Raw genomic sequence first — 24,407 nt, forward strand, 5'->3', positions numbered from 1 at the left:
GAATAAAGTTCCATTAAAAGGAACAAATAGTTCCATTCAACGGAACAAAAAAGGAGACCCATGGCTTCGGACAGTGCAAAAACCTACGACTACATCGTGGTCGGCGCCGGCTCGGCGGGCTGTGTGCTCGCGGCCCGGCTGAGCGAGGACCCGCGCAACCAGGTGTTGCTGCTGGAGGCGGGGCCGCCCGACCGCTCGCCCTGGATCCACCTGCCCATCGGCTACGGCAAGACGATGTGGAGCCCGGTCTACAACTGGAAGTTCGAGACCGACCCCGATCCCAACATGAACGGCCGCCGCATCTACTGGCCGCGCGGCAAGACGCTGGGCGGCTCCAGCTCCATCAACGGCCTGATCTACATCCGCGGCCAGGCCGAGGACTACGACCACTGGGCCGCGCTGGGCAACGAGGGCTGGGCCTTCCGCGACGTGCTGCCCTACTTCATCAAGTCCGAGGGCAACGAGCGCGGCGACAGCCCGTTCCATGGCGGCCGCGGGCCGCTGCAGGTCTCCGATATCGGCGCCAAGCACGAGCTGATCGAGGCCTTCATCGCCGGCGCCGAGGAATCCGGCGTGCCGCGCACCGACGACTTCAACGGTGCGCAGCAGGAAGGCGCGGGCTACTACCAGCTCACCACGCACAACGGCCTGCGCTGCAGCACGGCCAAGGCCTACCTCACCGACGCCAAGCGCCGCCCCAATCTGCACATCGAGACCGACGCGCAGGCCACGGCACTGGCGCTACGCGGCAAGCGCGTGGTGGGCGTGCACTACCGGCAGCACGGCCAGGACCGGTCGGCCATGGCCGGTTGCGAGGTGGTTCTGTGCGCCGGCGCCATCCAGTCGCCGCAGCTGCTGCAGCTCTCGGGCATCGGCCCGCGCCAGCTGCTGGAGGATCTGGGCGTGCCCGTGGCCCACGAGCTGCCCGGCGTGGGCGAGAACCTGCAGGACCACCTGCAGATCCGCCTGGGCTTCGAATGCACCAAGCCCATCACCACCAACGACCAGCTCAATTCGCTGTTCGGCCAGGCCAAGCTCGGACTGGAGTGGCTGCTGCACCGTTCTGGCCCGCTGGCCGTGGGCATCAACCAGGGCGGCTGCTTCATGCATGCGCTGCGCGATGCCGAGGGCCGGCCCGTCACGCAGACGCCCGACATCCAGTTCCACGTCGCCACGCTGTCGGCCGACATGGCGGGCGGCAAGGTGCACCCGTATTCGGGCTTCACGATGTCGGTGTGCCAGCTGCGACCCGAGTCGCGCGGCTATGTGCGCATCCGATCGCGCGATCCGCTGCAGCCGCCCAGCATGCAGCCCCACTACCTGGACACCCAGCTCGACCGCGACACCAACGTGGCGGCGGTGCGCGCCGCGCGCGCCATCGCCGCATCGCGCGCGATGGCGCCCTATGTCAAGCGCGAGGTGAAGCCGGGGCGCGAGGCGCAATCCTATGACGAGCTGCTGGAGTTCTGCCGCAACAACGGCGCGACGATTTTCCATCCCAGCGGCACCTGCCGCATGGGCCGCGACGCCATGGCCGTGGTCGACCCGAGACTGCGTGTGCATGGCGTGAAGGGCATCCGCGTCGTGGATTGCTCTGTCATGCCCACACTCGTGTCGGGCAATACGAATGCGCCTGTCGTGATGATGGCCGAGAAGGCGGCCGACATGATTCGCGAAGACGCAAGGCAGGCTGCGGCGGCCTGAGGCCGGCCACCGCACCGGGACATGCATCCCGGATGAATTTCCCAAGAGCAACAGCAACGGCGACAGCAAAGTGACCGCCGCGGCTCCGCGCGTCCCGACATCCGAGGGACGGGCCGCTGCATGCGCCGCTTTCCCCTGTGGCCTTCACCGGAGACCAAGAAATGGCAAGCACTTCCCCAGGCACGGACCCGCGTGTCATCCGCAAGGTGGTCACCTCGGCCATCGTCGGCGCCACCATCGAGTGGTACGACTTCTTCCTGTATGGCGTGGTGGCGGGCATCGTCTTCAACAAGCTCTACTTTCCCAGCGACGATCCGCTCATCTCCACGCTGCTGGCCTACACCACGTTCGCGGTCGGCTTCGTGACGCGCCCGCTGGGCGGCGTGATCTTCGGCCACTTCGGCGACAAGATCGGCCGCAAGAGCATGCTGGTGATGACGCTGATGATCATGGGCGTCGCCACCTTCCTCATCGGCCTCGTGCCCACCTATGCACAGATCGGCGTCGGTGCGCCCATCCTGCTGCTGCTCCTGCGCGTGGCGCAGGGCATAGGCCTGGGCGGCGAATGGGGTGGTGCCGTGCTGATGGCCTATGAATACGCGCCGCCGGAAAAACGCGGCTTCTACGCCTCGCTGCCGCAGATCGGCCTGGCGCTGGGCCTGTTCATGGCCTCGGGCGTGGTCGGCCTGCTGTCGTGGCTGCTCACCGATGAACAGTTCATGGCCTGGGGCTGGCGCGTCGCCTTCCTGCTCTCGGGCCTGATGGTGGCCGTGGGCATGTTCATCCGCCTGCATGTGAAGGAGACGCCCGAGTTCGCCGCGATCAAGGCGCGCAATGCGGAGACCGCGATCCCGTTCATGGACATGCTGCGGCGCTTTCCCGGCAACGTGGTCAAGGGCATGGGCGCACGCTATATCGACGGCGTGTTCTTCAACATCTTCGGGGTGTTCTCCATCACCTACCTCACCAACACGGTGAAGATCTCGCGCTCCGAGGCGCTGATCGGCGTGATGGTGGCCGCCGTCGTGATGTGCTTCAGCATCCCGATCTTCGGCAAGCTGTCCGACAAGATGGGCCGTGCCCGCATGTACCTGTGGGGCTCGATCCTGACCGGCCTCGTCTCCTTCCCCGCGTTCTGGCTGATGAGCACCAGCAACGGCAACATGCTGCTGATCTGGATAGCGACCATCGTGCCGTTCGGCATCCTCTACGCGATGGTCTATGCGCCGGAGGCCGCGCTGTTCTGCGACCTGTTCGATGCCAAGGTGCGCTACACCGGGATCTCGTTCGTCTACCAGTTCTCGGGCATCTTCGCCTCCGGCATCACGCCCCTCATCGCGACGGCGCTGCTCAAGGCCAATGGCGGCCAGCCCTGGCTGATCTGCGCCTATGTGCTGTTTGCCGGCATGGTTTCCGCCTGGTGCGCGGCGCTGATCGGCAGGGACCAGGCCCGCACACGGGCCCCGGCGCAGATGCAACCGGCCCGCACCTGAGCATCTGCACCCAGAAAAAAAGCCGCTCCCGGGGGAGCGGCTTTTTTTCTGCATCAAGCAGCGCCCATGCGCCCGAACTTGCCGCTGTTGAAGTCATTCACCGCATCCACGATCTGCTGCTGCGTGTTCATGACGAACGGCCCGTAGCCCACGATGGGCTCGGCGATGGGCTCGCCGCTCAGCAACAGCACGGTGGCGTCGTTGTTGGCCTCGATCTCCACCGAGCTGCCTTCGGCATCCAGCACCACCAGCTGCGACTCGCGGGCCACGGCGCTGCCGCCGACCTGCACCGTGCCGTCCAGCACCACCAGCGCCGTGCTCCAGCCCGAGGGCAGCTCCAGGCGGGCCGTCTGGCCGGCGCGGATGCGCAGGTCCCATACGTTCATCGGCGTGAAGGTGCGGGCCGGCCCGGTCTGGCCGCCATAGCTGCCGGCGATCAACCGCGCCACGCCGGCACCGCCGGGCAGATCCACCACCGGGATCTGGCCATTGGTGATGGCCTGGTAGCCGGCGGGCGCCATCTTGTCCTTGGCCGGAAGGTTCACCCACAGCTGCACCATCTTCAGCAGGCCGCCCTGCTCGGTGAAGGCGGGCGAATGGAACTCCTCGTGGAGGATGCCGGCGCCCGCCGTCATCCACTGCACGTCGCCGGGGCCGATCACCCCGCCCTGGCCGGTCGAGTCACGGTGCGCCACCTCGCCGTCATAGACGATGGTCACGGTCTCGAAGCCGCGGTGCGGATGCTGGCCGACGCCACGCGGAGCCACGGTGGGCGGGAACTCCTGCGGCCCGGCGAAGTCCAGTAGCAGGAACGGGCTCAGCTCCTTGCCGTGGTCCTGGTACGAAAACAGGGACCGCACCGGAAAGCCATCGCCCACCCAGTGCTGCCGGGGGGCGCTCTGCACTTGCAATACTTTCTTCATCACCAGCTCCTGAAGGTTGGAGCGGCATCTTCAGCCGCCATGGAACTATTATGGGTATTGAACACTGGGCGCGGTAGCCGGCAAAATCTTGATGCATCGTTCCATTTTTTGAACAACAAAACCAAGACCTCTCCATGCAGCAGGACCTGAACGATCTGTACTACTTCGTGCAAGTGGTGGACCATGGCGGCATCGCGCCCGCGGGCCGCGCGCTGGGCATGCCCAAGTCCAAGCTCAGCCGGCGCCTGGCGCTGCTCGAAGAGCGCCTGGGCGTGCGGCTGGTGCAGCGCTCGACGCGGCGCTTCACCGTCACCGAGCTGGGCCAGACCTACTACCAGCACTGCAAGGCCATGCTGGTGGAGGCCGAGGCTGCGCAGATGAGCATAGACACCGTGCGCGCCCAGCCGCGCGGCGTGGTGCGGCTGAGCTGCCCGGTGGCGCTGCTGCACACGCTGGTGGAATCCATGCTGACCGACTACCTGGTGCGCAACCCCGAGGTGACCGTGCAACTCGAAGCCACCAACCGCCGCGTGGACGTGATCGCCGAAGGGCTGGACCTGGCCATCCGCGTACGCCCGCTGCCGCTGGCCGACAGCGACCTGGCCACGCGCATCCTGCAGGAGCATTCGACCTACCTGGTCGCCAGCCCGCTGCTGCTGCGCCAGCATGGCATGCCACAGGCCCCGCAGGATATCGCCGCCTGGCCCACGCTGTGGCACGGCACGCCCGAGCAATCGTTCGCCTGGCAGCTGACCCATGCCAGCCAGGGGCAGTTCAGCGTCACGCACCAGCCCCGGCTGGTGACCACCGACATCATGGCGCTGCGCAGCGCGGCGCTGGCCGGCGTGGGGGCGGTGCTGCTGCCCAGCATCATGGTGCACGAGCAGGTGCTATCGGGGCGGCTGGTGCAGTTGCTGCCGGATTGGCTGCCGCGCAAGGACGCGGTGCATGTGGTCTTCCCGTCGCGCCGGGGCATGCTGCCGGCGGTGCGCTCGCTGATCGACCACCTGGCCGAGGAATTCTCCAAGCTGCCGTCCTGCTAAACGGCGGCCGGCCGGAATTTACATGGCGACACGGCTCCAGACAAAAAAAGCGCGATGTCGTGGACATCGCGCTTGGTGACTCAACTTTTCTAATCGCTGGAGGTTTTTGCCTTTCGGCGCATCGATTGTATCTGATCCCGCAGCATTTTGTTGAATCCTGCGGAATGTTGTTGCTTTTCTAACGCCTTGTCCCTAGTTCAAGGGGCGCGCCGGCAGCACCGTTCCCTCGCAGATGCCGAAGCCGAGGCGTGCAAAACCGGGCTTTTCGCACCAGCCGCGCAGCACCACCGAGTCGCCGTCTTCCAGGTAGGTGCGCTGTTCGCCATCCGGTAATTCAACCGGCTTCTTGCCCCCCAAGGTCAACTCGATCAGCGCACAGGCCTGGTCCAGCGTGGGGCCGGACAGGGTGCCGGAGCCCATGAAGTCGCCGGGCTGCAGGTTGCAGCCGTTGACCGTGTGGTGCGCCACCATCTGCGCCACCGTCCAGTAGGCGTGGCGGTAGCTGGTCTGCGCCACGGTGGCGTAGCCCTGGCCGGCTGCGCGCATGCGGGGCGTCTGCAGGTCGAAGGCGAGCTGGATGTCGAACGCGCCTTCGGCGCTGTTGGCGGTGCTTTGCAGATAGGGCAGCGGCTGCGGGTCGGCGGCCGGGTGGGCGAAGGCAGTGCGGTACGGCGCCAGCGCCTCGAGCGTCACGATCCACGGCGAGACGGTGGAGGCGAAGTTCTTCGACAGGAAGGGGCCGAGCGGCTGGTATTCCCAGGCCTGGATGTCGCGCGCCGACCAGTCGTTGAGCAGGCAGATGCCGAACACGTGGTCTTCGGCGTCCGCCATGGCCACCGGCTCGCTCAGCGCGTTGCCGGTGCCGATGAACACGCCCAACTCCAGCTCGATGTCCAGGCGCTTGCAGGGGCCGAGGCTGGGCGCGGCGGCGTCGGGCGCCTTGGTCTGGCCCACGGGGCGCTTGAAGGCCTGGCCCGAGACGACGATGCTGGAGGAGCGGCCGTGGTAGCCGATGGGTACCCACTGGTAGTTGGGCAGCAGCGGGTTGTCCGGGCGGAACTGCTTGCCGATGTTGGTGGCGTGGTGGATGGAGGTGTAGAAGTCGGTGTAGTCGCCGATCTGCGCCGGCACGGCGTATTCGGCCTGCCCCTGCGGCACCAGGCAGGCCTGCCAGGCCGCCTGCTCGGCCGCGCCTGCGCGCAGGCCGCGCGACAGCGCCAGGCGCAGTGCGCTCCAGGCCTTGGGGCCCAGCGCCATCAGCGCGTTGAGTTTGGGCGCGGCGCCGGCCTGGGCGGCAGCGGCGGCATCGCCCTGCAGCGTGCCGGTGGCGGCGAGCGCGGCCAGGTCGAGGATCTGGTCGCCGATGGCGACGCCGCCGCGGAAGGCCTCGCCGCTGCCCTGGCGGCGGAAGCTGCCGAAGGGCAGGTTCTGCAGCGGGAAGTCGGTGCCGGCCTGCTGGGCGCTGGCCACCCAGCTTTGCAGGCTGGCGTCGTGGGTTTCGTTCAGAGCTGTCATGCTTTTTCCAGTCAAATTGGCCGCCAGCGCCCTATCCATGAGCGCTAGAAGCTATTAATTTAATAGCGATAACCGCGCACCATCACTGGCCGCCGGGGTTGAAATGCTTCTTCAGGCCTTGCCAGCAGCGATAGTACTCGTGCTGCAGCTGCACGGTCTCCAGCGCATGGCGCGTGGGCTGGATGACCTCGGGCGTCTCGAACATGAAGGCCATGGTGTCGGTGACGTAGTGCGGCTTGGTGGTGTCGGCGGCGCTGGCCTTGGCGAAGGTGTCGGCGTCGGGGCCATGGCCGCTCATGCAGTTGTGCAGCGAGGCGCCTCCGGGCACGAAGCCCTCGGCCTTGGCGTCGTAGGCGCCATGGATCAGGCCCATGAACTCGCTGGCGAAGTTGCGGTGGAACCATGGCGGACGGAAGGTGTCCTGCATGGCCAGCACGCGCGGCGGGAAGATCACGAAGTCCAGCGTGTCCACGCCCGGCAGCGCGCTGGGCGACTGCAGCACAAGGAAGATCGACGGATCGGGATGGTCGTAGCTGATGGAGCCGATGGTGTTGAAGCGGCGCAGGTCGTACTTGTACGGCGCGTAGTTGCCATGCCAGGCCACCACGTCGAGCGGCGAATGGCCGATGCGGGCGGTCCAGAAATGGCCGCGCAGCTTGGCCACCAGCTCGAAGTCGCCCTCGACGTCCTCGTAGGCGGCCACCGGCGTCTGGAAGTCGCGCGGGTTGGCCAGGCCGTTGGAGCCGATCACGCCCAGGTCGGGCAGCTTGAGCAGCTCGCCGTAGTTCTCGCACACGTAGCCGCGCGCCTCGCCATCGGGCAGTTGCACCGCGAAGCGCACGCCGCGCGGCACCACGGCGATTTCCTGCGGCTCCACGTCCAGCGTGCCGAGCTCGGTGGCGATGGTGAGCCGGCCCTGCTGCGGCACGATCAGCAGCTCGCCGTCGGCGTTGTAGAAGTAGCGCCCCTGCATGCTGCGGTTGGCCGCATACAGGTGGATGCCGCAGCTGGCATTGCCTGCCATGCTGACCATGCCTTCGATGAAGTCCACCGGCTCGGCGGGCAGCGGCAGCGGGTCCCAGCGCAGCTGGTTGGGCGGCGTGGGCACTTCGTCGAAGCCGCCGGTCACGTGGCTCTTCCAGCGCGGCAGCTCCAGCGGCCCGAAGGGCTCGTGCATCGCGCCGGGGCGGATGCGGTACAGCCACGAGCGGCGGTTGCTGTGGCGCGGCGCGGTGAAGGCCGTGCCCGACAGCTGCTCGGCATACAGGCCCAGCGGCGCGACCTGGGGCGAATTGCGTCCCACGGGCAGCGCGCCCGCGATGGCCTCGGTGGCCCATTCATTGGCAAAGCCGGTCAGGTACGACCGGGCGGCGGAAGTGGTGGTCATGGTGCTCATCTCCTCAGAGGTTCTCGGTCCTAAGTGCTTTCCCGCAAGCACCCCGCCTTTGCGGGGGTGGCGGGAGAAATCTCGATCCATGCGGGCGTGGTCCGTGGCATATTGGTGTTCGTTGACATTGCGGGGAACTCCAATGAACACGACAACCCCCTCCGCCGCGCCCGTGCTGGATCGCACGTTCACGCATCGCCTGCATGCGCTGGCCAAGGTCACCGACCGGGTGAGCCAATGGGCCTACGAGCACGAGGTGGGCATCCCCATCAGCGAAGGCCGATGTCTGGCCGCCATCGGCGCCTTCTACCCGCTGTCCGTCAACGACCTGGCCATGTACACCAACCTGAACAAGGCCCAGGCCAGCCGCTCCACACAGTCGCTGGTCGAGCGCGCGCTGGTGCTCAAGCAGACCAGCGATGTCGACGGCCGCAGCGTGGTGCTGACGCTGACGCCCACCGGCCGCGACCTGTGGCTGCGGCTGATGGCCGTGATCGAGCGGCGCAACCGCGAGATGGTGTCGGCGCTGAACGCCGAAGAGCAGGCACTGTTCAGCCAGATGCTGGACCGGCTGCTGGAGCACGCGCGCAACTGCGCGTCGGCGACTCCGGCCTAACAGCGCCCGCCTTTGCATCACACCGGCTCCGCTTCGGCTGCCGGCTCTGCCGCTGCTGCCGCGGCCGCCACCCGGGTGCGCCGCGTGCGCACTTCCTGCACGCTGACGAGGTTGTGGTCGATGGCACCGCACAGGCTGGCGCCGTCCTTGCCCTTCATGTCGATGCGCACGCTGTCGCCCAGCTGCAGGTAGTCCGTCTTGGCCTCGCCGTTCTGCAGGATCTCCATGCCGCGCTTGTCGGCGATGCAGCCATAGCCCTTGGGCCAGTCCAGGTTGCCCTTCTTGTCCACCACCGCATTGGCCACCGTGCCACAGCCGACCACCGTGCCGGCGCGCAGATGGCGCGTGGCGGCCGCGTGGGCGATCAATTGGCCAAAGTGGAAGCCCATGTCGGCGCCGGCATCGCACATGCCGACCTTGCGGCCATTCCACGAGGTCTGCAGCGTGAGATGCACGCGCCCATGGCGCCAGGCCTCGCCCACTTCGTCCAGCGTGACGGCCACCGGCGCGAAAGCCGTGGCGGGCTTGCTCTGCACCCAGCCGCAGCGCTTGTCCAGCTCGGCCGGGGCCAGCTGGCGCAGGCTGATGCAGTCCACCACGGTCAGCAGGCGCACGGCGTCCAGCGCGTCCTCGGGGCTGGTGCCCAGCCGCACGTCGGCCGTCACCACCGCGAGGCCGGCGCCGAAGTCCACGCCCATGGCATCGCTCAGCACCGCGACATCGTCGCAAGGCCCCAGGAAGTCGTCGCCGCTGCCCTGGTACATGGCGGGCGAGAGGCCGGGCGCCACGGGCTCCAGGCCCAGCGCGCGCTGCGTCAGCTCGGCATGGCTGGGGTAGGCGGTGCCGTTCAGCCACTGGTAGGCGCGCGGCAGCGGCGCCATGCACTGCTCGGGGTTGAAGTCGAAGACGTGGCGGGCGCGGCCGGCGTTCAGCGCGTCGTACACGTCCTGCAGCTGCGGGGCGAGAAAGCCCCAGTCGTCCAGCACCTGCTGCAGGCGGTGGGCGATGCCGGTGGCGTAGTGGGCGGTGCGCAGATCCCGCGAGACAACGATCAGTTGCCCGTCGCGGGAGCCGTCTTTATAGGTTGCAAGCTTCATGGCGCATTGCTTTCGTTGGAACACAAGCCCTTATCGTGCCAGAACGCGGTGGCTGTCGGCACCGCATCGCCCGGTTGAGATTAAACTATAAGAAATCAATTTACCTAAACGAAATCGATAATACCGGAAAATCAAGCGATGGACAAGGAACGCACGGGCATTCAATCGGTGGAAGTGGGCTTTGCCCTGCTGCAGGCGCTCGCCGACGCGCCGGGGCCCTTGATGCTCAAGGACCTGGCCGCAGCCGCGCACATGCCGGCCGCCAAGGCCCACCGCTACCTGGTGAGCTACCAGCGCAGCGGCCTCGTGGTGCAGGACGCCGCCACCGCCCGCTACGACCTGGGCCCGATGGCGCTGCAGCTGGGCCTGGCCGCGCTGCGCCGCAGCGACCCGGTACGGCTGGCGCGCGAACGCCTGCCCGAGATGCTGGCGCAGCTGAACCACACGGTCGCGCTGGCCGTGTGGGGCAACCGCGGCGCCACCATCGTGCATTGGGAGGAGCCGCCGCAGGGCACCACCGGCCACCTGCGCCTGGGCGATGTGATGCCGCTGCTGTCGTCCGCCACCGGGCGCTGCTTCGGCGCCTGGCTGCCGGCCGGGCGCACGGCCCCGCTGCTGCAGTCGGAGCTGGAACTGGCCCGCAGCAACCAGCGCGGCGACCTGCCGCAGACGCCCGAGGCCGCCGAGGCGCTGTTCGCCGAGGTGCGCGAACGCGGCTCGGCCCGCGTGGCCGACACCCTGCTGCCCAGCGTGGTGGCCTTCTGCGCACCGGTGTTCGATGCCCGCGGCCATGTGGCGCTGGCCATCACCACGCTGGGCACGATCGCCAGCTTCGATCCGCACTGGGGCGGCGCCGTGGACCGGGCCCTGCAGGCCGTGGCGGCGCAGCTGTCGCATGACGTGGGCTTCGACGGCCGGGCGCAGCGCTGAATTCGGCGGTACCCCGGCTTTATCCCAGCATTACCCCGGCTTTATCGGCCCTGCCTACACTTTCCCCCATGCGCTCCCGCTTGCTGTACCCGCTGACGGCCGCCGTGCTGGCGGCGCATGCGATCGCGCTGCTGTCGCCGGACCTGCCGGCCTGGATGCGGCCGCGGGCAGCCCCTGCGCCTGAGGACCTGCGCTTCAGCACCCGCAGCATCAATCCTCCGGCGCCTGCGCCGGCACCCGCCACGGCACCCGTGCCCCGGCCGGCGCCCACTCCACGGCCCAAGCCACCGCGCCCGCCCCAGGCGCCACCGCCCACCGAGCCGCCGCCGGCCACGGCCAGCCCCGCACCGGCATCCGCCGCCACCATCGGCCCGGCCATCCGCAAGGAGCCGCCTGGCGCCAGCCTGGACGACCTGCTCGGCGGCGCGGATGCGCCCGGCGATGCCGCCGCACCGCCGCAGGGCAGCGCGCCCGCGCCTGAGCCCGATAGCGCTGCCACGGAGGCACCCGCCCCGCCCCCGGCGCCACCCGCAGCCGAATCCCCCGGCGACGCCGCTCCGATAGGCATCGGCAGCGCCGGCTACACCGGCGCCCTGCCCGCCGCCCAGGTGCCGCCGCCCCTGGAGCTGAAATTCGATGCCAAGGGCTCGGCCAAGCGCTTCAACTATTCGGCCAGCGCCTCGCTGCAGTGGAAGACCGACGGCAAGCAGTACCAGGCGCGCCAGGAGGTGTCGGCCTTCCTGATCGGCTCGCGCGCGCAGACCAGCACCGGCCGCATCGATCTCAACGGCCTGGTGCCGCAGCGCTTCGGCGACCAGGCACGCCGCGAGCGCGTGGCGCAGTTCGATGCCGGGCCGGGCCGCGTGGCCTTCAGCAACGGCAACCCCGACAGCGTGGTCACGCCGGGCGTGCAGGACCGGCTGTCCATCTTCATCCAGCTCGCCGCCATGTTCGCGGCGGCGCCCGAGCGCTACCCGCCCGGCACGGCCATCAGCATCAACACTGTGAGCGCCAGCCGCGCATCGGTCTGGACCCTGGTGGTGGACGGCCCCGAAACGCTGGACTTGCCCGCGGGCCGGCGCGAGACCATCCGGCTCACGCGCCAGCCGCAGCCGGGCGACGACCAGAAGGCCCAGCTCTGGCTGGCGCCCGACCTGCACTACCTGCCGGTGCGCATCCATCTGTCGCAGCCGGATGGCGATTTCGCCGACCTGTCGCTGCAATCCGTCAACAAACTGCCTTGAGGGCGGAATCTGTCGGTTTTTTGGCGCGCTGGCGCGTTAAGAACAGGAAAGCCCGCCAATTTGGGAAAAACCGGCTGCAAAAGCTGCTACAAAGAGCTTGTGGCGCTTCTTGCAAACCCAGGCGGCGCCACCACCTGCGAAGCAAAGGAGGTTTGCCATGCAAATGATTTACGACTCGGATTCTTTCGCGGTGCTGCACCTCATGCCCGAAGTCCCCTTGTCTGCAGACGGCGCCACCATCCAGCCGCCCGTGACGGAGCCCGTTCGCACGCTGTTGCGCCAGGGATTCGAGATCGTGGACAAGCGCAGCGGCAAGGAGCTGTACCTGGACGGCGTATGGGCCGAGATATTCCAGCAGCAGCTGCAGGCCTGGCAGGCCAACGCCCCCACCGAAGAAGAGGTGGAAGCCGCCCTGGACCGCTACACCGGCCTGGCCCAGCAACCCGTGATCATGCACTGAGCGCGCACGAATCCAAGCCAAATGAGCTTCCAGCGCAGGCCGTATCTGCGCGAGAAGCTCATTTTTTTATAGCGATTATTTCACCCGACCCGCGCAGTCAGCCTGGCGCATGCTCGTCCATGCAGGCCTGTGGGTCCTCGGCCTGCAGTACCCGCTGGGCCCAGGTTACCAGCGGCTGCGTGTTGGCCTGCAGCATGTGCTGCTTGATCGGCAGGATGCCCGCGGGCTGCATCGAGAAGCTGCGCAGGCCCAGGCCCAGCAGCAGGTTGGTCATCGCCGGATCGCCGGCCATCTCGCCGCAGATGCTGATCTTCTTGCCGGCCTCGTTGCAGGCGGCGATCACATCGGCAATCAGGCGCAGCACCGCCGGGTGCAGCGGGTCGTACCAGTCGGCCACGGCCTCGTCGGCGCGGTCGATGGCCAGCGTGTACTGGATCAGGTCGTTGGTGCCGATCGACAGGAAGTCGAAATACTGCAGGAAGCTGCGCACCATGATGGCCGCGGCCGGCACCTCGATCATCGCCCCCAGCTTGACGGTGCCCTGGACCACGCCGCGGTCGCGCAGTTCCTGCGATGCCAGTTCCACCTGGGCCAGGATCTGGCGGATCTCGCTCAGGTGCGCCACCATGGGGAACAGGATCAGTACCGGCCCGTGGGCCGCCGCGCGCAGCATGGCGCGCAGCTGGGCGCGGAACATCTGCGGGTCGGACAGGCTCCAGCGGATGGCGCGCAGGCCGAGCGCCGGGTTGAGCGTGGTTTCCTTGGTCTTGTCGAGCGGCTTGTCGGCGCCGACATCGACGGTGCGCAGGGTCACCGGCATGCCCTGCATGCCCTGCACCACCTCGGCATAGGCGGCGTACTGCTCGTCTTCGCCCGGTATCCTGCCGCCACGCCCCATGAACAGGAACTCGGTACGGAACAGCCCCACGCCCACCGCGCCGGCGCGCACCGCAGCGGGAATGTCGCCGGGCTGCTCGATGTTGGCCAGCAGCTCGATGCGCTCGCCGTCGAGCGTGAGCGCCGGCGTGTCGCGCAGCCGCGAGAGGCGCTCGCGCTCGAGCTTGAGCTGGCGCTGCCGGAAGCGGTATTCCTCCAGCATGATGGGCGAGGGATTGACGATCACCTCGCCCGCGTCGCCGTCGATGATGACCAGATCGTCGGGCCGCACCAGCTGGCTGGCGCTGCGCGCGCCCACCACGGCGGGAATGTCCATGCTGCGCGCCACGATCGCGGTGTGCGAGGTCTTGCCGCCCACCGCCGTAACGAAGCCGGCGAACACGCTTTGCTTGAACTGCAGCATGTCGGCCGGCGACAGGTCGTGGGCGATCAGCACCATCGGTGCCTCGCGCTCGTCGCCCACCCAGTCCTGCTGCGCCTTGCCGGGGGATGGCGCCGGCGCCGTCACCGGGCTGGCCACGCCGCGCATGTGGCGCAGGATGCGCTCCACCACCTGCTGCAGGTCGTTCTTGCGCTCGCGCAGGTACTCGTCCTCCATCTCGTCGAACTGGTGGCACAGCACCTCGAGCTGGGCGGTCAGCGCCCATTCGGCGTTGTAGAGGCGTTCGGAGATCCAGTGGCGCACGCCGCTGCTGAGCATGTCGTCCTGCACCAGCATCAGGTGCACATCGAGGAGCGGCGCCAGCTCGTGCGGCGAATCCGCGCCCATGCCGCCGCGCAGGCGCTGCAACTCCTCGATGACGGCCATGCGCCCGGTGCGCACCCGCTCCATCTCCAGCGCCACCTGGTCGGGCTCGATGAAGTAGTGCACCACCTCCAGATGACTCGATGCCGCCAGCACGGCACGCCCAATGGCGATGCCCCGCGCAACGGCGAGTCCATGGATGGCAAAGGTCATAACGGTATCCTGCGATGCACAACAAAGGCCGCACACGGGCGGCCTCGCTACTGTAGCGGATCAGCGCCCGCCGTGCGCGCTATTCACCTTCGCCGAACTTGTCATTGATCAAGGCCAGCAACCCGTCCATGGCGGCCTGCTCCTGCTCGCCATCGGTCTCCACCACCACCTCGGTGCCCATGCCGGCGGCCAGCATCATGACGCCCATGATGCTCTTGGCGTTGACGCGGCGCTCGCCCCGGGAGATCCACACGTCGCAGGGGAAGCTGCCGGCCAGCTTGGTCAGCTTGGCAGAGGCGCGGGCATGCAGTCCCAGCTTATTGCTGATGGTCACGTTGGTCTGGATCATGGTGCCTTGTGTTCTGGTTTTGGGGAGTGGCGGAGGTCACCTGCAGAATGCCCTGGGTGCCGCCGGCCACGGCGCGGGCGGCCAGGGCCTCCAGCGGCTCCTGCCCGTAGCAGATGCTGCGCAGCAGCATCGGGAGGTTCACGCCCGTGACCAGCCGCGTATCCGGCCGCTTGGCCAGCTCCTGCGCCACATTGTGCGGCGTGGCGCCGAACACGTCGGTGAGCAGCAGCACCGGCGCATCTCCCGCCTCGGCCAGCAGCGCACGGGCCTCGGCGAGGCTGGCCGCCGGATCGGCATCGGCCACGACGTCCAGCGTCAGCACCTGCGCCGCGCAGTCCGGGAACACATGCCGCGCGCACTCGCGCAGGGCATGTGCCAGCGGAGCGTGGGCGATCAGGAAAATCCGGTTGTTCATGGAGGCTGGTCGAACGGGATAGCTACCGACCAAGTGTAGCGTTTATGCGGCACTGCAACATAGACGAAAACCACTAGGCTGTCACCTTGAAACATGTTCACGTTTTCGCCCCGGCCGGCTACTGCATGACCATGCCCTGCAGGAAGGTGTCGCGCGCGGCCTGCCCCACCGGGCGCGGCGACAGCACCACCGCGTGGTAGACCCGCGCCTGCGGGCCTTCGAGCCGCGCAAACCAGACCGCGTCCACCGACACCGGCTGGCCTCTGTCGTCACGGCCCTGCCACTGCACGCGCTGCGACTGCGGCAGGCCCATCACGCCCGGCACGGCGAAAGCCGTGCCCGCGGGCGGCGTGCCCTCGAGGTGCAATTGCTTTTGCAGCGCCTCCTGCCAGCGCTGCAGCACCGCGGAGGCCTGGGCCGGCTGCGCCACGGGCATGTGCGAGACGGCAAAGGTCGCGCCGTCCGCCTCGCAGCCGGCCATGGCCAGGCTGACCGGGCCCTGGCCCCAGTCCACGCTGCGCACGGCGTGGTCGGGCTTGCAGGGAAAGGTGGCGGTGACCGGCGCGCCATCGAGCGGCATGCTGCGCCAGTTGAGGCTGGGGCTGCAGGCGACCAGCGCGAGCCCGGCGGCGGCCACACCGGCCGCATGCGAGAGAGAACGGAACATCGGCCGATTATCGCCATACCCTTGAACTTCTCCCGGGTCGGCGACTCTAGCTACACTGGACTCCCTCACCAATACCCGCCATGGCATCCAAAACCGCAAAATCCCTCCTGGCAGGCGTGGCCGTCGCGGCCGCGCTGGGCGTGGGCGCCTATGTCTACCTGGGCACAGGCCAGTCGCCGGCGCCGCAAAGCACCTTCGTGCTGCTGGACGGCTCGTCCAAGACCACGGCCGACATGCAGGGCAAGGTCACGCTGGTGAACTTCTGGGCCACCAGCTGCACCACCTGCGTGGCGGAGATGCCCGAGATCATCGCCACCTACAACAAGTACCAGTCCAAGGGCTTCGACACCATGGCCGTGGCCATGAGCTACGACCCGCCCAGCTACGTGGTGAACTACGCCGAGACCCGCAAGCTGCCGTTCAAGGTGGCGATCGACAACACCGGCAGCGTGGCCAAGGCCTGGGGCGACGTGCAGCTCACCCCCACGACCTACATCGTCAACAAGCGCGGCCAGATCGTGAAGAGCTACATCGGCGCGCCCAACTTCGACGAGCTGCACCGGCTGATCGAAAAACTGCTCGCCGAGGCCTGAGCGCTACACTCGGCTCCAGATCAACTCTGCCAACGGAACAGTGGACACGCCCGCGGTCACGCTCATCACCCCGACCACCGCCGAACAGCTCGTACTGACGCGCGAGATCTTCCAGGAATACGCCGACAGCCTGCAGATCGACCTGGACTTTCAGGGCTTTGGCGAAGAACTGGCCGGCCTGCCCGGCGACTATGCGCCGCCGCGCGGCGAGCTGTTCCTGGCCATCGTCGATGGCTCGGTGGCCGGCTGCTGCGCGCTGCGCCCCATCGACGACGTGGACTATGCCAATGCCTGCGAGATGAAGCGCCTGTACGTGCGCAAGGCCTTCCGCGGCTTCGGGCTCGGCCGCCTGCTGGTGGATGCCACGATGGGCGCGGCCGCCCGCCTGGGCTACGACTGCATGCTGCTGGACACGCTGGACTCGATGGAATCGGCGCGCGCCCTCTACGCCGACGCGGGCTTCGAGGAGATCCCGCCCTATTATCACAACCCCATCGTCGGCACCCACTACCTGAAGGCCGACGTCAAGATATAAATCGGCCGCCAGCGCTTTATCCATCAGCGCTAGCAGCTCCATTTTCAATAGCTAACCCAGGCTGGATACCCACCACACAAAGCCAGCGCAGGCGCCCAGCACCAGCAGCGCGAGCAGGCGGGTCACTGCCGTGTCAGTGGAGTGCTCCACGTGCTGGGCCAGTTCCTTGTGCCCGTGGAACATGGGGCGCAGCACGGTCTTGCGCAGCCGGATGATGTAGAACACGATGGCCAGCAGGTGCAGCGCGATCATGCCCAGCAGCAGGTACTGCCCTATGGCCTTGTGGTAGCTGGTGGCCTGGCCCACAACCTCGCCGGACACGAAGCGCGTCAGCGGCCCGGCAAAGGCGATCTCGTCGTCGCTCATCAGCCCCGACGCCACCTGCAGGCCCAGCAGCAGCAGCATCGCCACCACCGCCCAGGCGCCCATGGGGCTGTGGCCCACGTCGTGCAGGTTCTCGCCACGCCCCCGCATATAGGCCAGCACCTTGCCTGGCCCGAGCGCAAACTGCCCGAAACGCGACCAGTAGCCGCCCACCAGGCCCCAGACAAAGCGGAACAGCAGCAGCGCCGCGATCGTATAGCCGCTGCGGAAGTGCCAGACCATGGCATTGCCGCCGATCTGGCCGCTGATGAACGAGCCCAGGAAGCACAGCACCAGGGCCCAGTGGAACAGCCGGGTCGGCAGATCCCATACGCGAACACGATAAGAAGTCGTCATAGGTGTCCCCACCTGGATATGTTACAAAGCCAATGCGCAATGCCCTGCATTGTGCGCCAGGGCCGCCGTCCTGGCCGAAAACTCCATACAGCCCACGACGAAGGATTTTGCATGACCCCGAAAAAAGCGCTCTGGACCAGCCTCGCGCTGGCAACCGCCCTGGCCGGCTTCGCCGCCCCCGCCTCTGCGCAGTTCGCCAAGGCCGAAGACGCCGTGAAGTACCGCCAGTCGGCGCTGTTCGTCATGGGCCAGCACTTCGGCCGCCTGGGCGCGATGGCCAACGGCAAGATCCCGTTTGATGGCAAGGCTGCCGAGGCCAACGCGGAGATCGTCGCCGACATGGCCAAGCTGCCCTGGGCCGGCTTCGAGGCCGCGCACGAGGGCGGCAAGGCCAAGCCCGAGATCTGGAAGGAGCAGGCCAAGTTCAAGGACCTGGCCGAGAAGATGCAGGCCGAGACCGTGAAGCTGGCCGCCGCCGCCAAGACCAACAACCTGGACAACCTCAAGGCCGCCTTTGGCCCCGCGGCATCGAGCTGCAAGAGCTGCCACGACAGCTTCCGCAACAAATAAAAAAAGAGAGCTGCTCGCGCTTGCTGCATAGGCAATCCAAATACAAATGTATTGAGAAACGCCATATAGCAAGCGCCAACAGCTATTATTTTTGAAATGAAAAAGGGCCCGCAGATCTGCGGGCCCTTTTTGCTGAAGGCGAGAGAGAGGATCAGGCCTTGGCTTGCTTCAGCAGCGTGTCGGCGTCGCTGACCTCGAACTTGCCGGGGCCTTCGACGTTCAGCTGCACCACCTTGCCGTCCTTGACCAGCATGGAGTAGCGGTTGCTGCGCAGGCCCAGGCCCTTGCCGTTCAGGTCCAGCGTCAGGCCGGTGGCCTTGGCGAACACGGCGTCGCCGTCGCCGATCATGCGCACCTTGCCTTCGGTCTTCTGGTCCTGGCCCCAGGCGCCCATCACGAAGGCGTCGTTCACCGACAGGCACCAGATCTCGTCCACGCCAGCGGCCTTGAACTCGGCGGCCTTCTCGACGAAGCCGGGCAGGTGCTTGGCCGAGCAGGTGGGCGTGAAGGCGCCGGGCACGGCGAACACGGCCACGGTCTTGCCGGCGGCTTCCTTGGCCACGTCGAAGGCGTTCGGGCCCAGGCTGCAGCCGTTGCCTTCGACGGCTACGAATTCGCTCAGGCTTGCCGCGGGCAGTGCGTCACCAACTTTGATCATCATGTTCTCCTTGTTTCAGTGCCACGAGGGCGGATGGCGGCCGTCGTGCCCTGCGGCAAACGGCCATAAAAAAACGACCCACGCATTGTGGGTCGTTTTTGGGGTTGCAGTGGCAACAGCCTGAATAGGCTTAGACCAGGGCAGCCTTTTGCACCAGGTTGGTCACAACCCAGTTCTTGGTCTTCGAGAGCGGACGGCTCTCGGTGATTTCCACCGTGTCGCCCAGCTTGTACTCACCTTGCTCGTCGTGAGCGTGGTACTTGCTGGACTTGATCACGATCTTGCCGTAGATCGGGTGCTTCACACGGCGCTCGACGAGCACCGTCACCGTCTTGGCACGCTTGTCGCTGACCACCTTGCCAATCAAGGTGCGCTTGAGGGACTTTTTCTCTTCCGTCATGTCGGCTCCTTATTACTTGGCGGCTTGCTTTTCAGCAAGAATGGTCTTGGCACGGGCCACGTCGCGGCGGGTAGCCTTGAGCGTTGCCGTGTTACCCAGCTGTTGCGTAGCCTTCTGCATGCGCAGGCCGAAGTGGGCCTTCTGCAGGGACTTGATTTCAGCTTCGAGGCCAGCAACATCCTTTTGGCGCAATTCAGCAGCTTTCGTCATATCGATCTCTCCTGATTAAGCGCCAAGTTGGCGAGCAACGAACGTGGTGCGCAGCGGCAGCTTGGCGGCAGCCAGGCGGAACGCTTCGCGGGCCAGTTCTTCCGGCACACCCAGGATCTCGAACACCACTTTGCCGGGCTGAATTTCAGCCACGTAGTACTCGGGGTTGCCCTTACCGTTACCCATACGGACTTCGGCAGGCTTGGTCGAGATCGGCTTGTCGGGGAACACGCGGATCCAGATGCGGCCACCACGCTTGACGTGGCGGGAGATTGCACGACGTGCAGCCTCGATCTGGCGAGCCGTCAGGCGGCCGCGGTCCGTGCACTTGAGACCGAAATCACCGAACGCAACCGTGTTGCCACGGGTTGCGATGCCGGTGTTGCGGCCCTTTTGCTCCTTGCGATATTTGCGGCGAGCAGGTTGCAGCATGTTTATTCTCCTTTACCGTCCGCTGCTGTAGCGGGCGCGTCAGTCTTGCGAACGCGCTTAACGGAATCGGCGCCAGCGCCGGCAGGCTTGTCGCTGCCATCCGCAGGTGCGCCACTGCCACCACGGCGGCCATCACGGCCACCACGGGGGCCACCACGACCATCACGGTCGCCACGGCCATCGCGGCGGGGGCCGCGAGGACGACGCTCTTCCTCAGGACGCGGCGTTTCTGCAGCAGGCAGATCGTTGCGGCCCAGGGTGTCGCCCTTGTAGACCCACACCTTCACGCCGATCACACCATAGGTGGTCTTGGCTTCGGACGTGGCGTAGTCGATGTCGGCGCGCAGGGTGTGCAGCGGCACACGGCCTTCGCGGTACCACTCGGTACGAGCGATTTCGATACCGTTCAGACGGCCCGACGACATGATCTTGATGCCCTGGGCACCCAGACGCATGGCGTTCTGCATCGCGCGCTTCATCGCACGGCGGAACTGGATGCGCTTTTCGAGCTGCTGGGTGATCGAGTCGGCGATCAGCTGGGCATCGATTTCGGGCTTGCGCACTTCTTCGATGTTCACTGCAACCGGCACGCCCAGACGGGTCGAGAGTTCCTTCTTCAGGTTCTCGATGTCTTCGCCCTTCTTGCCGATCACCACGCCCGGACGTGCCGAGAAGATGGTGATGCGTGCGTTCTTGGCAGGACGCTCGATCAGAACGCGCGACACGGCGGCGTTCTTCAGCTTTTCCTTCAGGTACTCGCGCACCTTGATGTCTTCGGCCAGCATGCCGGCGAAGTCACGGTTGCTTGCGTACCAGCGGCTTGCCCAGTTACGGCTCACCGCCAGACGGAAGCCGGTAGGATGGATTTTCTGTCCCATAGTCTTCCTCTGGCCTCAGTTGCCAACCGTCACGTACACGTGGCACGTAGGCTTGCTGATACGGTTGCCGCGGCCCTTGGCGCGCGCGGTGAAACGCTTGAGCGTGGTGCCTTGTTCGACGTAGATGGTTTTGACACGCAATTCGTCGATATCGGCGCCGTCGTTGTGCTCAGCGTTGGCGATGGCGGACTCGAGAACCTTCTTCACGATCACGGCAGCTTTTTTCTGCGTGAACTCGAGAATGTTCAGAGCCTGGTCGACCTTCTTGCCGCGGATCAGATCCGCAACCAGACGGCCCTTGTCTACCGACAGGCGAACGCCGCGGAGGACTGCACGTGTTTCAGACATGGTCTACTCCTTATTTCTTACCGGCTTTTTTGTCGGCAGGGTGACCCTTGAAGGTGCGCGTCAGGGCGAATTCGCCCAGCTTGTGGCCCACCATCTGGTCGGTAATGTAGACGGGCACGTGCTGCTTGCCGTTGTGCACGGCGATGGTCAGACCGATGAACTCGGGCAGAACCATGGAGCGACGCGACCAGGTCTTCACTGGCTTCTTGTCCTTGGTGGCGACGGCCTTTTCGACCTTTGCCAGCAAGTGCTGGTCAACAAACGGACCCTTTTTGAGAGAGCGAGTCATTTGCTACCTCTTACTTCTTGCGACGCGAAACGATCATCGTCTGCGTGCGCTTGTTGTTACGGGTACGGTAGCCCTTCGTCAGGTTGCCCCACGGGTCAACCGGATGACGGCCTTCACCAGTCTTACCCTCACCACCGCCGTGCGGGTGATCGACAGGGTTCATCACCACGCCGCGAACGGTCGGGCGGATACCCATCCAGCGCTTCACACCGGCCTTGCCCAGTTGGCGCAGGCTGTGCTCTTCGTTGGCGACTTCACCAATGGTGGCGCGGCACTCGATGTGGATCTTGCGCACTTCGCCGGAACGCATACGCACCTGGGCGTACACGCCTTCGCGGGCCAGCAGCGTAGCGGAGGTACCAGCGGAACGAGCGATCTGTGCACCACCGCCGATGTTCAGCTCGATGCAGTGGATGGTCGAACCCACGGGGATGTTGCGGATCGGCAGGGTGTTACCCACGCGGATCGGCGCCTCGGAGCCGCTGACGATGGTTGCGCCCACTTCCAGGTTGCGAGGAGCAATGATGTAGCGACGCTCGCCGTCGGCATAGCACACCAGAGCGATGTGGGCCGTACGGTTCGGATCGTATTCAATGCGCTCAACCTTCGCGGGGATACCGTCCTTGTTGCGCTTGAAGTCCACCACGCGGTAGTGGTGCTTGTGACCACCGCCCTTGTGACGGGTGGTGATGTGGCCGTTGTTGTTGCGGCCGGCCTTCTGGAATTGCGATTCCAGCAGGGGTGCGTAACCTTCACCCTTGTGCAGGTGACCACGGGTCACCTTCACCACGTGGCGCTGGCCAGGGGAGGTAGGTTTGAGTTTGATAACAGCCATGATTAAGCAGCGCCTCCTTCGAGGTTCAGCTCTTGACCGGGCTTGAGCATCACATAGGCCTTGCGCACGTTGTCGCGGCGGCCCACGGTCTTGCCAAAGCGCTTGGTCTTGCCCTTGGTGTTCACCACAGACACGGCCTTCACTTCCACCTTGAACATCAGTTCCACGGCGGCCTTGATTTCAGGCTTGGTTGCGTTCTGCAGCACCTTGAATGTCACAGCGTTGGACTTCTCGGCAACCAGCGTGGCCTTTTCGGACACGATGGGAGCGACCAACACTTGCATCAGACGACCTTCGTCAAACTTGAGCGTGCTCATGCGAACATCTCCTTGAGTTTGTCGATCGCGCCCTTGGTGACGAGCACTTTCTTGAAATGCACCAGCGACACGGGGTCGGCGTAGCGCGGCTCCACCACGAACACGTTCTTCAGGTTACGCGATGCCAGGTACAGGTTTTCGTCCACTTCGTCGGCGATCACCATCACCGAGTCCAGATTCATGGACTTGAACTTGTCGGCCAGCACCTTGGTCTTGGGCGAGTCCACCTTCAGCGACTCGACGACGGCCAGGCGGCCTTCGCGGGCGAGTTGCGACAGGATGGCAGCCATACCGGCGCGGTACATCTTCTTGTTGATCTTCTGCGTGAAGTTTTCTTCAGGCAGGTTCGGGAAGATGCGACCGCCCCCGCGCCACAGCGGCGACGAGGACATACCAGCGCGAGCGCGGCCCGTACCCTTTTGGCGGAACGGCTTGGCGGTAGTGTGGCGAACCTGTTCACGGTCCTTCTGGGCACGGGTGCCCTGACGGCCGTTGGCGCGGTAGGCAACGATGATCTGGTGAATCAGGTCTTCGTTGAAGTCGCGGCCGAACACGGTCTCGGGTGCATCGAAGTTCGATGCAGCTTGGCCTTGATCATTCAGGAGTTCGAGCTTCATTAGTTCGCTCCTTTGGCAACTGCCTTGACAGCGGGGATCACGGTCACGAAGCCGCCCTTGGCTCCGGGAATCGCGCCCTTGATCAACAGCAGCTGACGTGCTTCGTCGATACGAATCACGTCGAGATTCTGGGTGGTCACCGTGGCGTCGCCCATGTGACCCGTCATGCGCTTGCCGGGGAACACGCGACCGGGGTCTTGTGCCATACCGATCGAGCCGGGGACATTGTGCGAGCGGCTGTTACCGTGCGATGCACGCTGCGAGCTGAAGTTGTGACGCTTGATGGTGCCTGCGAAGCCCTTACCGATGGAAGTGCCCTGCACGTCCACCTTCTGGCCCACAGCAAAGACTTCCGTCACGGGCAGGGTAGCACCGGCGGCATACTTGCCAGCGGTTTCTGCGGGGACGCGGAATTCCTTGATGATTTCACCGGCTTCGACGCCAGCCTTGGCCAGATGGCCGGCAGCAGGCTTGGTCACGCGCGATGCACGACGCTTGCCGAAAGTGACCTGCAGGGCCACGTAGCCGTCGTTCTCTTGGGTCTTGACCTGGGTCACGCGGTTGTTGGACACGTCCACCACGGTGACAGGAACTGCATCCCCGTCATCCGTAAAGAGGCGCATCATGCCCACTTTGCGGCCCAGCAACCCGAGGGAGTTGCTTTGACTCATTTGTTGCTCCAAAACTCTCGCCACCGAAACTGCAATTGGCTCGGTGTTGCCCTTGGACGACAGCGAACTGCAACGCCCCGGACGCGAAAGAAGGTTGATAAAAACTCCACACTCCAAACAATCAGCCGATTGCTCAGAATGCGAAGCCATAAATTTTAACGCGGACTTGGCTTTTCAGCAAGTCCGCGTTAAAAAGTGCCCAGAGGCAACGCCTTGCGGCGTTGCACAAAAGGCTTATTGCAGTTTGATTTCGACGTCCACGCCGGCAGCCAGGTCCAGCTTCATCAGCGCGTCAACGGTCTTGTCGGTCGGGTCGACGATGTCCATCAGGCGCTGGTGGGTGCGGATTTCGAGCTGGTCACGCGAAGCCTTGTTCACGTGGGGCGAACGCAGGATGTCGAAGCGCTTCATGCGGGTCGGCAGCGGCACGGGGCCCTTGACGATCGCGCCGGTGCGCTTGGCGGTTTCCACGATTTCGGCGGCAGACTGGTCGATCAGCTTGTAATCGAAAGCCTTCAGGCGGATACGGATCTTTTGCTTGGACATTGGGTATTCCTTGGTTTTACAGCGGATTACGCAATGATCTTGGCAACGACGCCAGCGCCCACGGTGCGGCCGCCTTCGCGGATAGCGAAG

Annotated in this window: 31 protein-coding genes; 10 read left to right on the plus strand and 21 right to left on the minus strand. The window is 65.8% G+C overall.

Annotated features, from left to right (window positions below):
- Positions 1–60: 60 nt before the first annotated feature.
- On the plus strand, positions 61–1,704 hold the full coding sequence (locus ACYVKR_RS22565) for a GMC family oxidoreductase (protein ID WP_460483235.1): 1,644 nt from the start codon (positions 61–63) through the stop codon (positions 1,702–1,704).
- A 161-nt stretch (positions 1,705–1,865) separates the two neighbouring features.
- Entirely contained in the window at positions 1,866–3,197 is a 1,332-nt protein-coding gene (locus ACYVKR_RS22570; protein WP_460483236.1) for an MFS transporter, read from the plus strand.
- Positions 3,198–3,250: 53 nt separating this feature from the next.
- Here the strand turns inward: ACYVKR_RS22570 and ACYVKR_RS22575 are convergent, their stop codons facing one another.
- A complete protein-coding gene (locus ACYVKR_RS22575) occupies positions 3,251–4,120 on the minus strand; it encodes a pirin family protein (protein ID WP_460483237.1) in 870 nt (289 codons plus the stop codon).
- Between the two features lie 134 nt (positions 4,121–4,254).
- On the opposite strand from ACYVKR_RS22575, the gene ACYVKR_RS22580 reads away from it, so the two are divergent.
- The gene (locus ACYVKR_RS22580; RefSeq protein ID WP_460483238.1) at positions 4,255–5,163 is read left to right on the plus strand and encodes a LysR family transcriptional regulator domain-containing protein; all 909 of its coding nucleotides are present in this window, start codon (positions 4,255–4,257) and stop codon (positions 5,161–5,163) included.
- A 192-nt stretch (positions 5,164–5,355) separates the two neighbouring features.
- On the opposite strand, the gene fahA is transcribed toward ACYVKR_RS22580, so the two are convergent.
- Together fahA and hmgA are read right to left on the minus strand one after the other, a co-directional pair.
- On the minus strand, positions 5,356–6,678 hold the full coding sequence (gene fahA / locus ACYVKR_RS22585) for a fumarylacetoacetase (protein ID WP_460483239.1): 1,323 nt from the start codon (positions 6,676–6,678) through the stop codon (positions 5,356–5,358).
- An 82-nt stretch (positions 6,679–6,760) separates the two neighbouring features.
- Positions 6,761–8,065 (minus strand): cupin domain-containing protein, encoded by a 1,305-nt coding sequence (gene hmgA / locus ACYVKR_RS22590; RefSeq protein ID WP_460483240.1) that lies wholly within the window; start codon positions 8,063–8,065, stop codon positions 6,761–6,763.
- A gap of 142 nt (positions 8,066–8,207) precedes the next feature.
- Here hmgA and ACYVKR_RS22595 point away from each other — a divergent pair, with 142 nt between their 5' ends.
- The gene (locus tag ACYVKR_RS22595; RefSeq protein ID WP_460483241.1) at positions 8,208–8,681 is read left to right on the plus strand and encodes a MarR family winged helix-turn-helix transcriptional regulator; all 474 of its coding nucleotides are present in this window, start codon (positions 8,208–8,210) and stop codon (positions 8,679–8,681) included.
- A gap of 17 nt (positions 8,682–8,698) precedes the next feature.
- Here ACYVKR_RS22595 and ACYVKR_RS22600 read toward each other — a convergent pair whose 3' ends face one another.
- Entirely contained in the window at positions 8,699–9,778 is a 1,080-nt protein-coding gene (locus ACYVKR_RS22600; protein WP_460483242.1) for a fumarylacetoacetate hydrolase family protein, read from the minus strand.
- Between the two features lie 138 nt (positions 9,779–9,916).
- Between ACYVKR_RS22600 and ACYVKR_RS22605 the strand changes: the two genes are divergently transcribed.
- The 3 genes from ACYVKR_RS22605 to ACYVKR_RS22615 all read left to right on the plus strand — a co-directional run bounded on the left by ACYVKR_RS22605 (position 9,917) and on the right by ACYVKR_RS22615 (position 12,412).
- Entirely contained in the window at positions 9,917–10,708 is a 792-nt protein-coding gene (locus ACYVKR_RS22605) for an IclR family transcriptional regulator (RefSeq protein ID WP_460483243.1), read from the plus strand.
- Between the two features lie 68 nt (positions 10,709–10,776).
- A complete protein-coding gene (locus tag ACYVKR_RS22610; protein ID WP_460483244.1) occupies positions 10,777–11,952 on the plus strand; it encodes a DUF3108 domain-containing protein in 1,176 nt (391 codons plus the stop codon).
- A 157-nt stretch (positions 11,953–12,109) separates the two neighbouring features.
- Positions 12,110–12,412, plus strand: coding sequence for a DUF3567 domain-containing protein (locus tag ACYVKR_RS22615; RefSeq protein WP_460483245.1), 303 nt, complete (start codon positions 12,110–12,112; stop codon positions 12,410–12,412).
- A 97-nt stretch (positions 12,413–12,509) separates the two neighbouring features.
- Here the strand turns inward: ACYVKR_RS22615 and ptsP are convergent, their stop codons facing one another.
- The 4 genes from ptsP to ACYVKR_RS22635 all read right to left on the minus strand — a co-directional run bounded on the left by ptsP (position 12,510) and on the right by ACYVKR_RS22635 (position 15,698).
- Positions 12,510–14,267 carry a phosphoenolpyruvate--protein phosphotransferase gene (ptsP, locus tag ACYVKR_RS22620; RefSeq protein WP_460483246.1) on the minus strand — a complete coding sequence of 586 codons (1,758 nt, stop codon included), beginning with the start codon at positions 14,265–14,267 and terminating at the stop codon, positions 12,510–12,512.
- Between the two features lie 79 nt (positions 14,268–14,346).
- Entirely contained in the window at positions 14,347–14,616 is a 270-nt protein-coding gene (locus tag ACYVKR_RS22625) for an HPr family phosphocarrier protein (protein ID WP_460483247.1), read from the minus strand.
- Positions 14,585–15,031, minus strand: a complete 447-nt coding sequence (locus tag ACYVKR_RS22630; protein WP_460483248.1) for a PTS sugar transporter subunit IIA — start codon at positions 15,029–15,031, stop codon at positions 14,585–14,587. The genes ACYVKR_RS22625 and ACYVKR_RS22630 overlap by 32 nt, the downstream gene beginning before the upstream one ends.
- A gap of 118 nt (positions 15,032–15,149) precedes the next feature.
- A complete protein-coding gene (locus ACYVKR_RS22635) occupies positions 15,150–15,698 on the minus strand; it encodes a hypothetical protein (RefSeq protein ID WP_460483249.1) in 549 nt (182 codons plus the stop codon).
- Between the two features lie 80 nt (positions 15,699–15,778).
- On the opposite strand from ACYVKR_RS22635, the gene ACYVKR_RS22640 reads away from it, so the two are divergent.
- On the plus strand, positions 15,779–16,291 hold the full coding sequence (locus tag ACYVKR_RS22640) for a TlpA disulfide reductase family protein (RefSeq protein WP_460483250.1): 513 nt from the start codon (positions 15,779–15,781) through the stop codon (positions 16,289–16,291).
- A 40-nt stretch (positions 16,292–16,331) separates the two neighbouring features.
- Entirely contained in the window at positions 16,332–16,826 is a 495-nt protein-coding gene (locus ACYVKR_RS22645; RefSeq protein ID WP_460483251.1) for a GNAT family N-acetyltransferase, read from the plus strand.
- Positions 16,827–16,877: 51 nt separating this feature from the next.
- On the opposite strand, the gene ACYVKR_RS22650 is transcribed toward ACYVKR_RS22645, so the two are convergent.
- Positions 16,878–17,546, minus strand: a complete 669-nt coding sequence (locus tag ACYVKR_RS22650) for a cytochrome b/b6 domain-containing protein (RefSeq protein WP_460483252.1) — start codon at positions 17,544–17,546, stop codon at positions 16,878–16,880.
- A gap of 111 nt (positions 17,547–17,657) precedes the next feature.
- On the opposite strand from ACYVKR_RS22650, the gene ACYVKR_RS22655 reads away from it, so the two are divergent.
- Positions 17,658–18,116 (plus strand): c-type cytochrome, encoded by a 459-nt coding sequence (locus tag ACYVKR_RS22655; protein WP_460483253.1) that lies wholly within the window; start codon positions 17,658–17,660, stop codon positions 18,114–18,116.
- Positions 18,117–18,267: 151 nt separating this feature from the next.
- Here the strand turns inward: ACYVKR_RS22655 and ACYVKR_RS22660 are convergent, their stop codons facing one another.
- From ACYVKR_RS22660 to rpsJ, 12 genes are all read right to left on the minus strand, one after another.
- Positions 18,268–18,774 carry a peroxiredoxin gene (locus ACYVKR_RS22660; protein WP_460483264.1) on the minus strand — a complete coding sequence of 169 codons (507 nt, stop codon included), beginning with the start codon at positions 18,772–18,774 and terminating at the stop codon, positions 18,268–18,270.
- Between the two features lie 130 nt (positions 18,775–18,904).
- A complete protein-coding gene (gene rpsQ, locus ACYVKR_RS22665; protein WP_460483254.1) occupies positions 18,905–19,174 on the minus strand; it encodes a 30S ribosomal protein S17 in 270 nt (89 codons plus the stop codon).
- 12 nt (positions 19,175–19,186) lie between these two features.
- Entirely contained in the window at positions 19,187–19,384 is a 198-nt protein-coding gene (gene rpmC, locus ACYVKR_RS22670; protein WP_184711657.1) for a 50S ribosomal protein L29, read from the minus strand.
- Positions 19,385–19,399: 15 nt separating this feature from the next.
- Positions 19,400–19,816: a large ribosomal subunit protein uL16 gene (gene rplP / locus ACYVKR_RS22675; RefSeq protein WP_460483255.1), complete on the minus strand. Its 417-nt coding sequence runs from the start codon at positions 19,814–19,816 to the stop codon at positions 19,400–19,402.
- A gap of 2 nt (positions 19,817–19,818) precedes the next feature.
- Positions 19,819–20,694: a small ribosomal subunit protein uS3 gene (gene rpsC, locus ACYVKR_RS22680; RefSeq protein WP_460483256.1), complete on the minus strand. Its 876-nt coding sequence runs from the start codon at positions 20,692–20,694 to the stop codon at positions 19,819–19,821.
- A 15-nt stretch (positions 20,695–20,709) separates the two neighbouring features.
- Complete coding sequence (rplV, locus tag ACYVKR_RS22685) at positions 20,710–21,042, minus strand: 50S ribosomal protein L22 (RefSeq protein WP_313303005.1); 333 nt, start codon at positions 21,040–21,042, stop codon at positions 20,710–20,712.
- A gap of 10 nt (positions 21,043–21,052) precedes the next feature.
- Positions 21,053–21,331, minus strand: a complete 279-nt coding sequence (rpsS, locus tag ACYVKR_RS22690; RefSeq protein WP_460483257.1) for a 30S ribosomal protein S19 — start codon at positions 21,329–21,331, stop codon at positions 21,053–21,055.
- 10 nt (positions 21,332–21,341) lie between these two features.
- Positions 21,342–22,166 (minus strand): large ribosomal subunit protein uL2, encoded by an 825-nt coding sequence (gene rplB / locus ACYVKR_RS22695; protein WP_460483258.1) that lies wholly within the window; start codon positions 22,164–22,166, stop codon positions 21,342–21,344.
- Between the two features lie 2 nt (positions 22,167–22,168).
- Positions 22,169–22,483 (minus strand): uL23 family ribosomal protein, encoded by a 315-nt coding sequence (rplW, locus tag ACYVKR_RS22700; protein ID WP_460483259.1) that lies wholly within the window; start codon positions 22,481–22,483, stop codon positions 22,169–22,171.
- Positions 22,480–23,100, minus strand: a complete 621-nt coding sequence (gene rplD / locus ACYVKR_RS22705; protein WP_460483260.1) for a 50S ribosomal protein L4 — start codon at positions 23,098–23,100, stop codon at positions 22,480–22,482. The genes rplW and rplD overlap by 4 nt, the downstream gene beginning before the upstream one ends.
- A complete protein-coding gene (gene rplC / locus ACYVKR_RS22710) occupies positions 23,100–23,771 on the minus strand; it encodes a large ribosomal subunit protein uL3 (protein ID WP_460483261.1) in 672 nt (223 codons plus the stop codon). The genes rplD and rplC overlap by 1 nt, the downstream gene beginning before the upstream one ends.
- 234 nt (positions 23,772–24,005) lie before the next feature.
- Positions 24,006–24,317, minus strand: a complete 312-nt coding sequence (gene rpsJ, locus ACYVKR_RS22715; protein ID WP_460483262.1) for a small ribosomal subunit protein uS10 — start codon at positions 24,315–24,317, stop codon at positions 24,006–24,008.
- Positions 24,318–24,407 lie beyond the last annotated feature (90 nt).

This window comes from Comamonas humi (assembly GCF_054782535.1).

Coding starts and splice junctions, on each gene's coding strand:
- rplW (WP_460483259.1), bottom strand. CDS start 22,483: ATGAGCACGCTCAAGTTTGACGAAGGTCGTCTGATGCAAGTGTTGGTC.
- ACYVKR_RS22630 (WP_460483248.1), bottom strand. CDS start 15,031: ATGAACAACCGGATTTTCCTGATCGCCCACGCTCCGCTGGCACATGCC.
- ACYVKR_RS22640 (WP_460483250.1), top strand. CDS start 15,779: ATGGCATCCAAAACCGCAAAATCCCTCCTGGCAGGCGTGGCCGTCGCG.
- ACYVKR_RS22610 (WP_460483244.1), top strand. CDS start 10,777: ATGCGCTCCCGCTTGCTGTACCCGCTGACGGCCGCCGTGCTGGCGGCG.
- ACYVKR_RS22600 (WP_460483242.1), bottom strand. CDS start 9,778: ATGAAGCTTGCAACCTATAAAGACGGCTCCCGCGACGGGCAACTGATC.
- ACYVKR_RS22580 (WP_460483238.1), top strand. CDS start 4,255: ATGCAGCAGGACCTGAACGATCTGTACTACTTCGTGCAAGTGGTGGAC.
- rpmC (WP_184711657.1), bottom strand. CDS start 19,384: ATGACGAAAGCTGCTGAATTGCGCCAAAAGGATGTTGCTGGCCTCGAA.
- rplB (WP_460483258.1), bottom strand. CDS start 22,166: ATGGCTGTTATCAAACTCAAACCTACCTCCCCTGGCCAGCGCCACGTG.
- rplP (WP_460483255.1), bottom strand. CDS start 19,816: ATGCTGCAACCTGCTCGCCGCAAATATCGCAAGGAGCAAAAGGGCCGC.
- rplV (WP_313303005.1), bottom strand. CDS start 21,042: ATGTCTGAAACACGTGCAGTCCTCCGCGGCGTTCGCCTGTCGGTAGAC.
- ACYVKR_RS22595 (WP_460483241.1), top strand. CDS start 8,208: ATGAACACGACAACCCCCTCCGCCGCGCCCGTGCTGGATCGCACGTTC.
- rpsS (WP_460483257.1), bottom strand. CDS start 21,331: ATGACTCGCTCTCTCAAAAAGGGTCCGTTTGTTGACCAGCACTTGCTG.
- ACYVKR_RS22570 (WP_460483236.1), top strand. CDS start 1,866: ATGGCAAGCACTTCCCCAGGCACGGACCCGCGTGTCATCCGCAAGGTG.
- ACYVKR_RS22655 (WP_460483253.1), top strand. CDS start 17,658: ATGACCCCGAAAAAAGCGCTCTGGACCAGCCTCGCGCTGGCAACCGCC.
- ACYVKR_RS22660 (WP_460483264.1), bottom strand. CDS start 18,774: ATGATCAAAGTTGGTGACGCACTGCCCGCGGCAAGCCTGAGCGAATTC.
- ACYVKR_RS22575 (WP_460483237.1), bottom strand. CDS start 4,120: ATGAAGAAAGTATTGCAAGTGCAGAGCGCCCCCCGGCAGCACTGGGTG.
- fahA (WP_460483239.1), bottom strand. CDS start 6,678: ATGACAGCTCTGAACGAAACCCACGACGCCAGCCTGCAAAGCTGGGTG.
- rpsQ (WP_460483254.1), bottom strand. CDS start 19,174: ATGACGGAAGAGAAAAAGTCCCTCAAGCGCACCTTGATTGGCAAGGTG.
- ptsP (WP_460483246.1), bottom strand. CDS start 14,267: ATGACCTTTGCCATCCATGGACTCGCCGTTGCGCGGGGCATCGCCATT.
- ACYVKR_RS22615 (WP_460483245.1), top strand. CDS start 12,110: ATGCAAATGATTTACGACTCGGATTCTTTCGCGGTGCTGCACCTCATG.
- rpsJ (WP_460483262.1), bottom strand. CDS start 24,317: ATGTCCAAGCAAAAGATCCGTATCCGCCTGAAGGCTTTCGATTACAAG.
- ACYVKR_RS22565 (WP_460483235.1), top strand. CDS start 61: ATGGCTTCGGACAGTGCAAAAACCTACGACTACATCGTGGTCGGCGCC.
- ACYVKR_RS22635 (WP_460483249.1), bottom strand. CDS start 15,698: ATGTTCCGTTCTCTCTCGCATGCGGCCGGTGTGGCCGCCGCCGGGCTC.
- ACYVKR_RS22625 (WP_460483247.1), bottom strand. CDS start 14,616: ATGATCCAGACCAACGTGACCATCAGCAATAAGCTGGGACTGCATGCC.
- hmgA (WP_460483240.1), bottom strand. CDS start 8,065: ATGACCACCACTTCCGCCGCCCGGTCGTACCTGACCGGCTTTGCCAAT.
- rpsC (WP_460483256.1), bottom strand. CDS start 20,694: ATGGGACAGAAAATCCATCCTACCGGCTTCCGTCTGGCGGTGAGCCGT.
- rplC (WP_460483261.1), bottom strand. CDS start 23,771: ATGAGTCAAAGCAACTCCCTCGGGTTGCTGGGCCGCAAAGTGGGCATG.
- rplD (WP_460483260.1), bottom strand. CDS start 23,100: ATGAAGCTCGAACTCCTGAATGATCAAGGCCAAGCTGCATCGAACTTC.
- ACYVKR_RS22650 (WP_460483252.1), bottom strand. CDS start 17,546: ATGACGACTTCTTATCGTGTTCGCGTATGGGATCTGCCGACCCGGCTG.
- ACYVKR_RS22605 (WP_460483243.1), top strand. CDS start 9,917: ATGGACAAGGAACGCACGGGCATTCAATCGGTGGAAGTGGGCTTTGCC.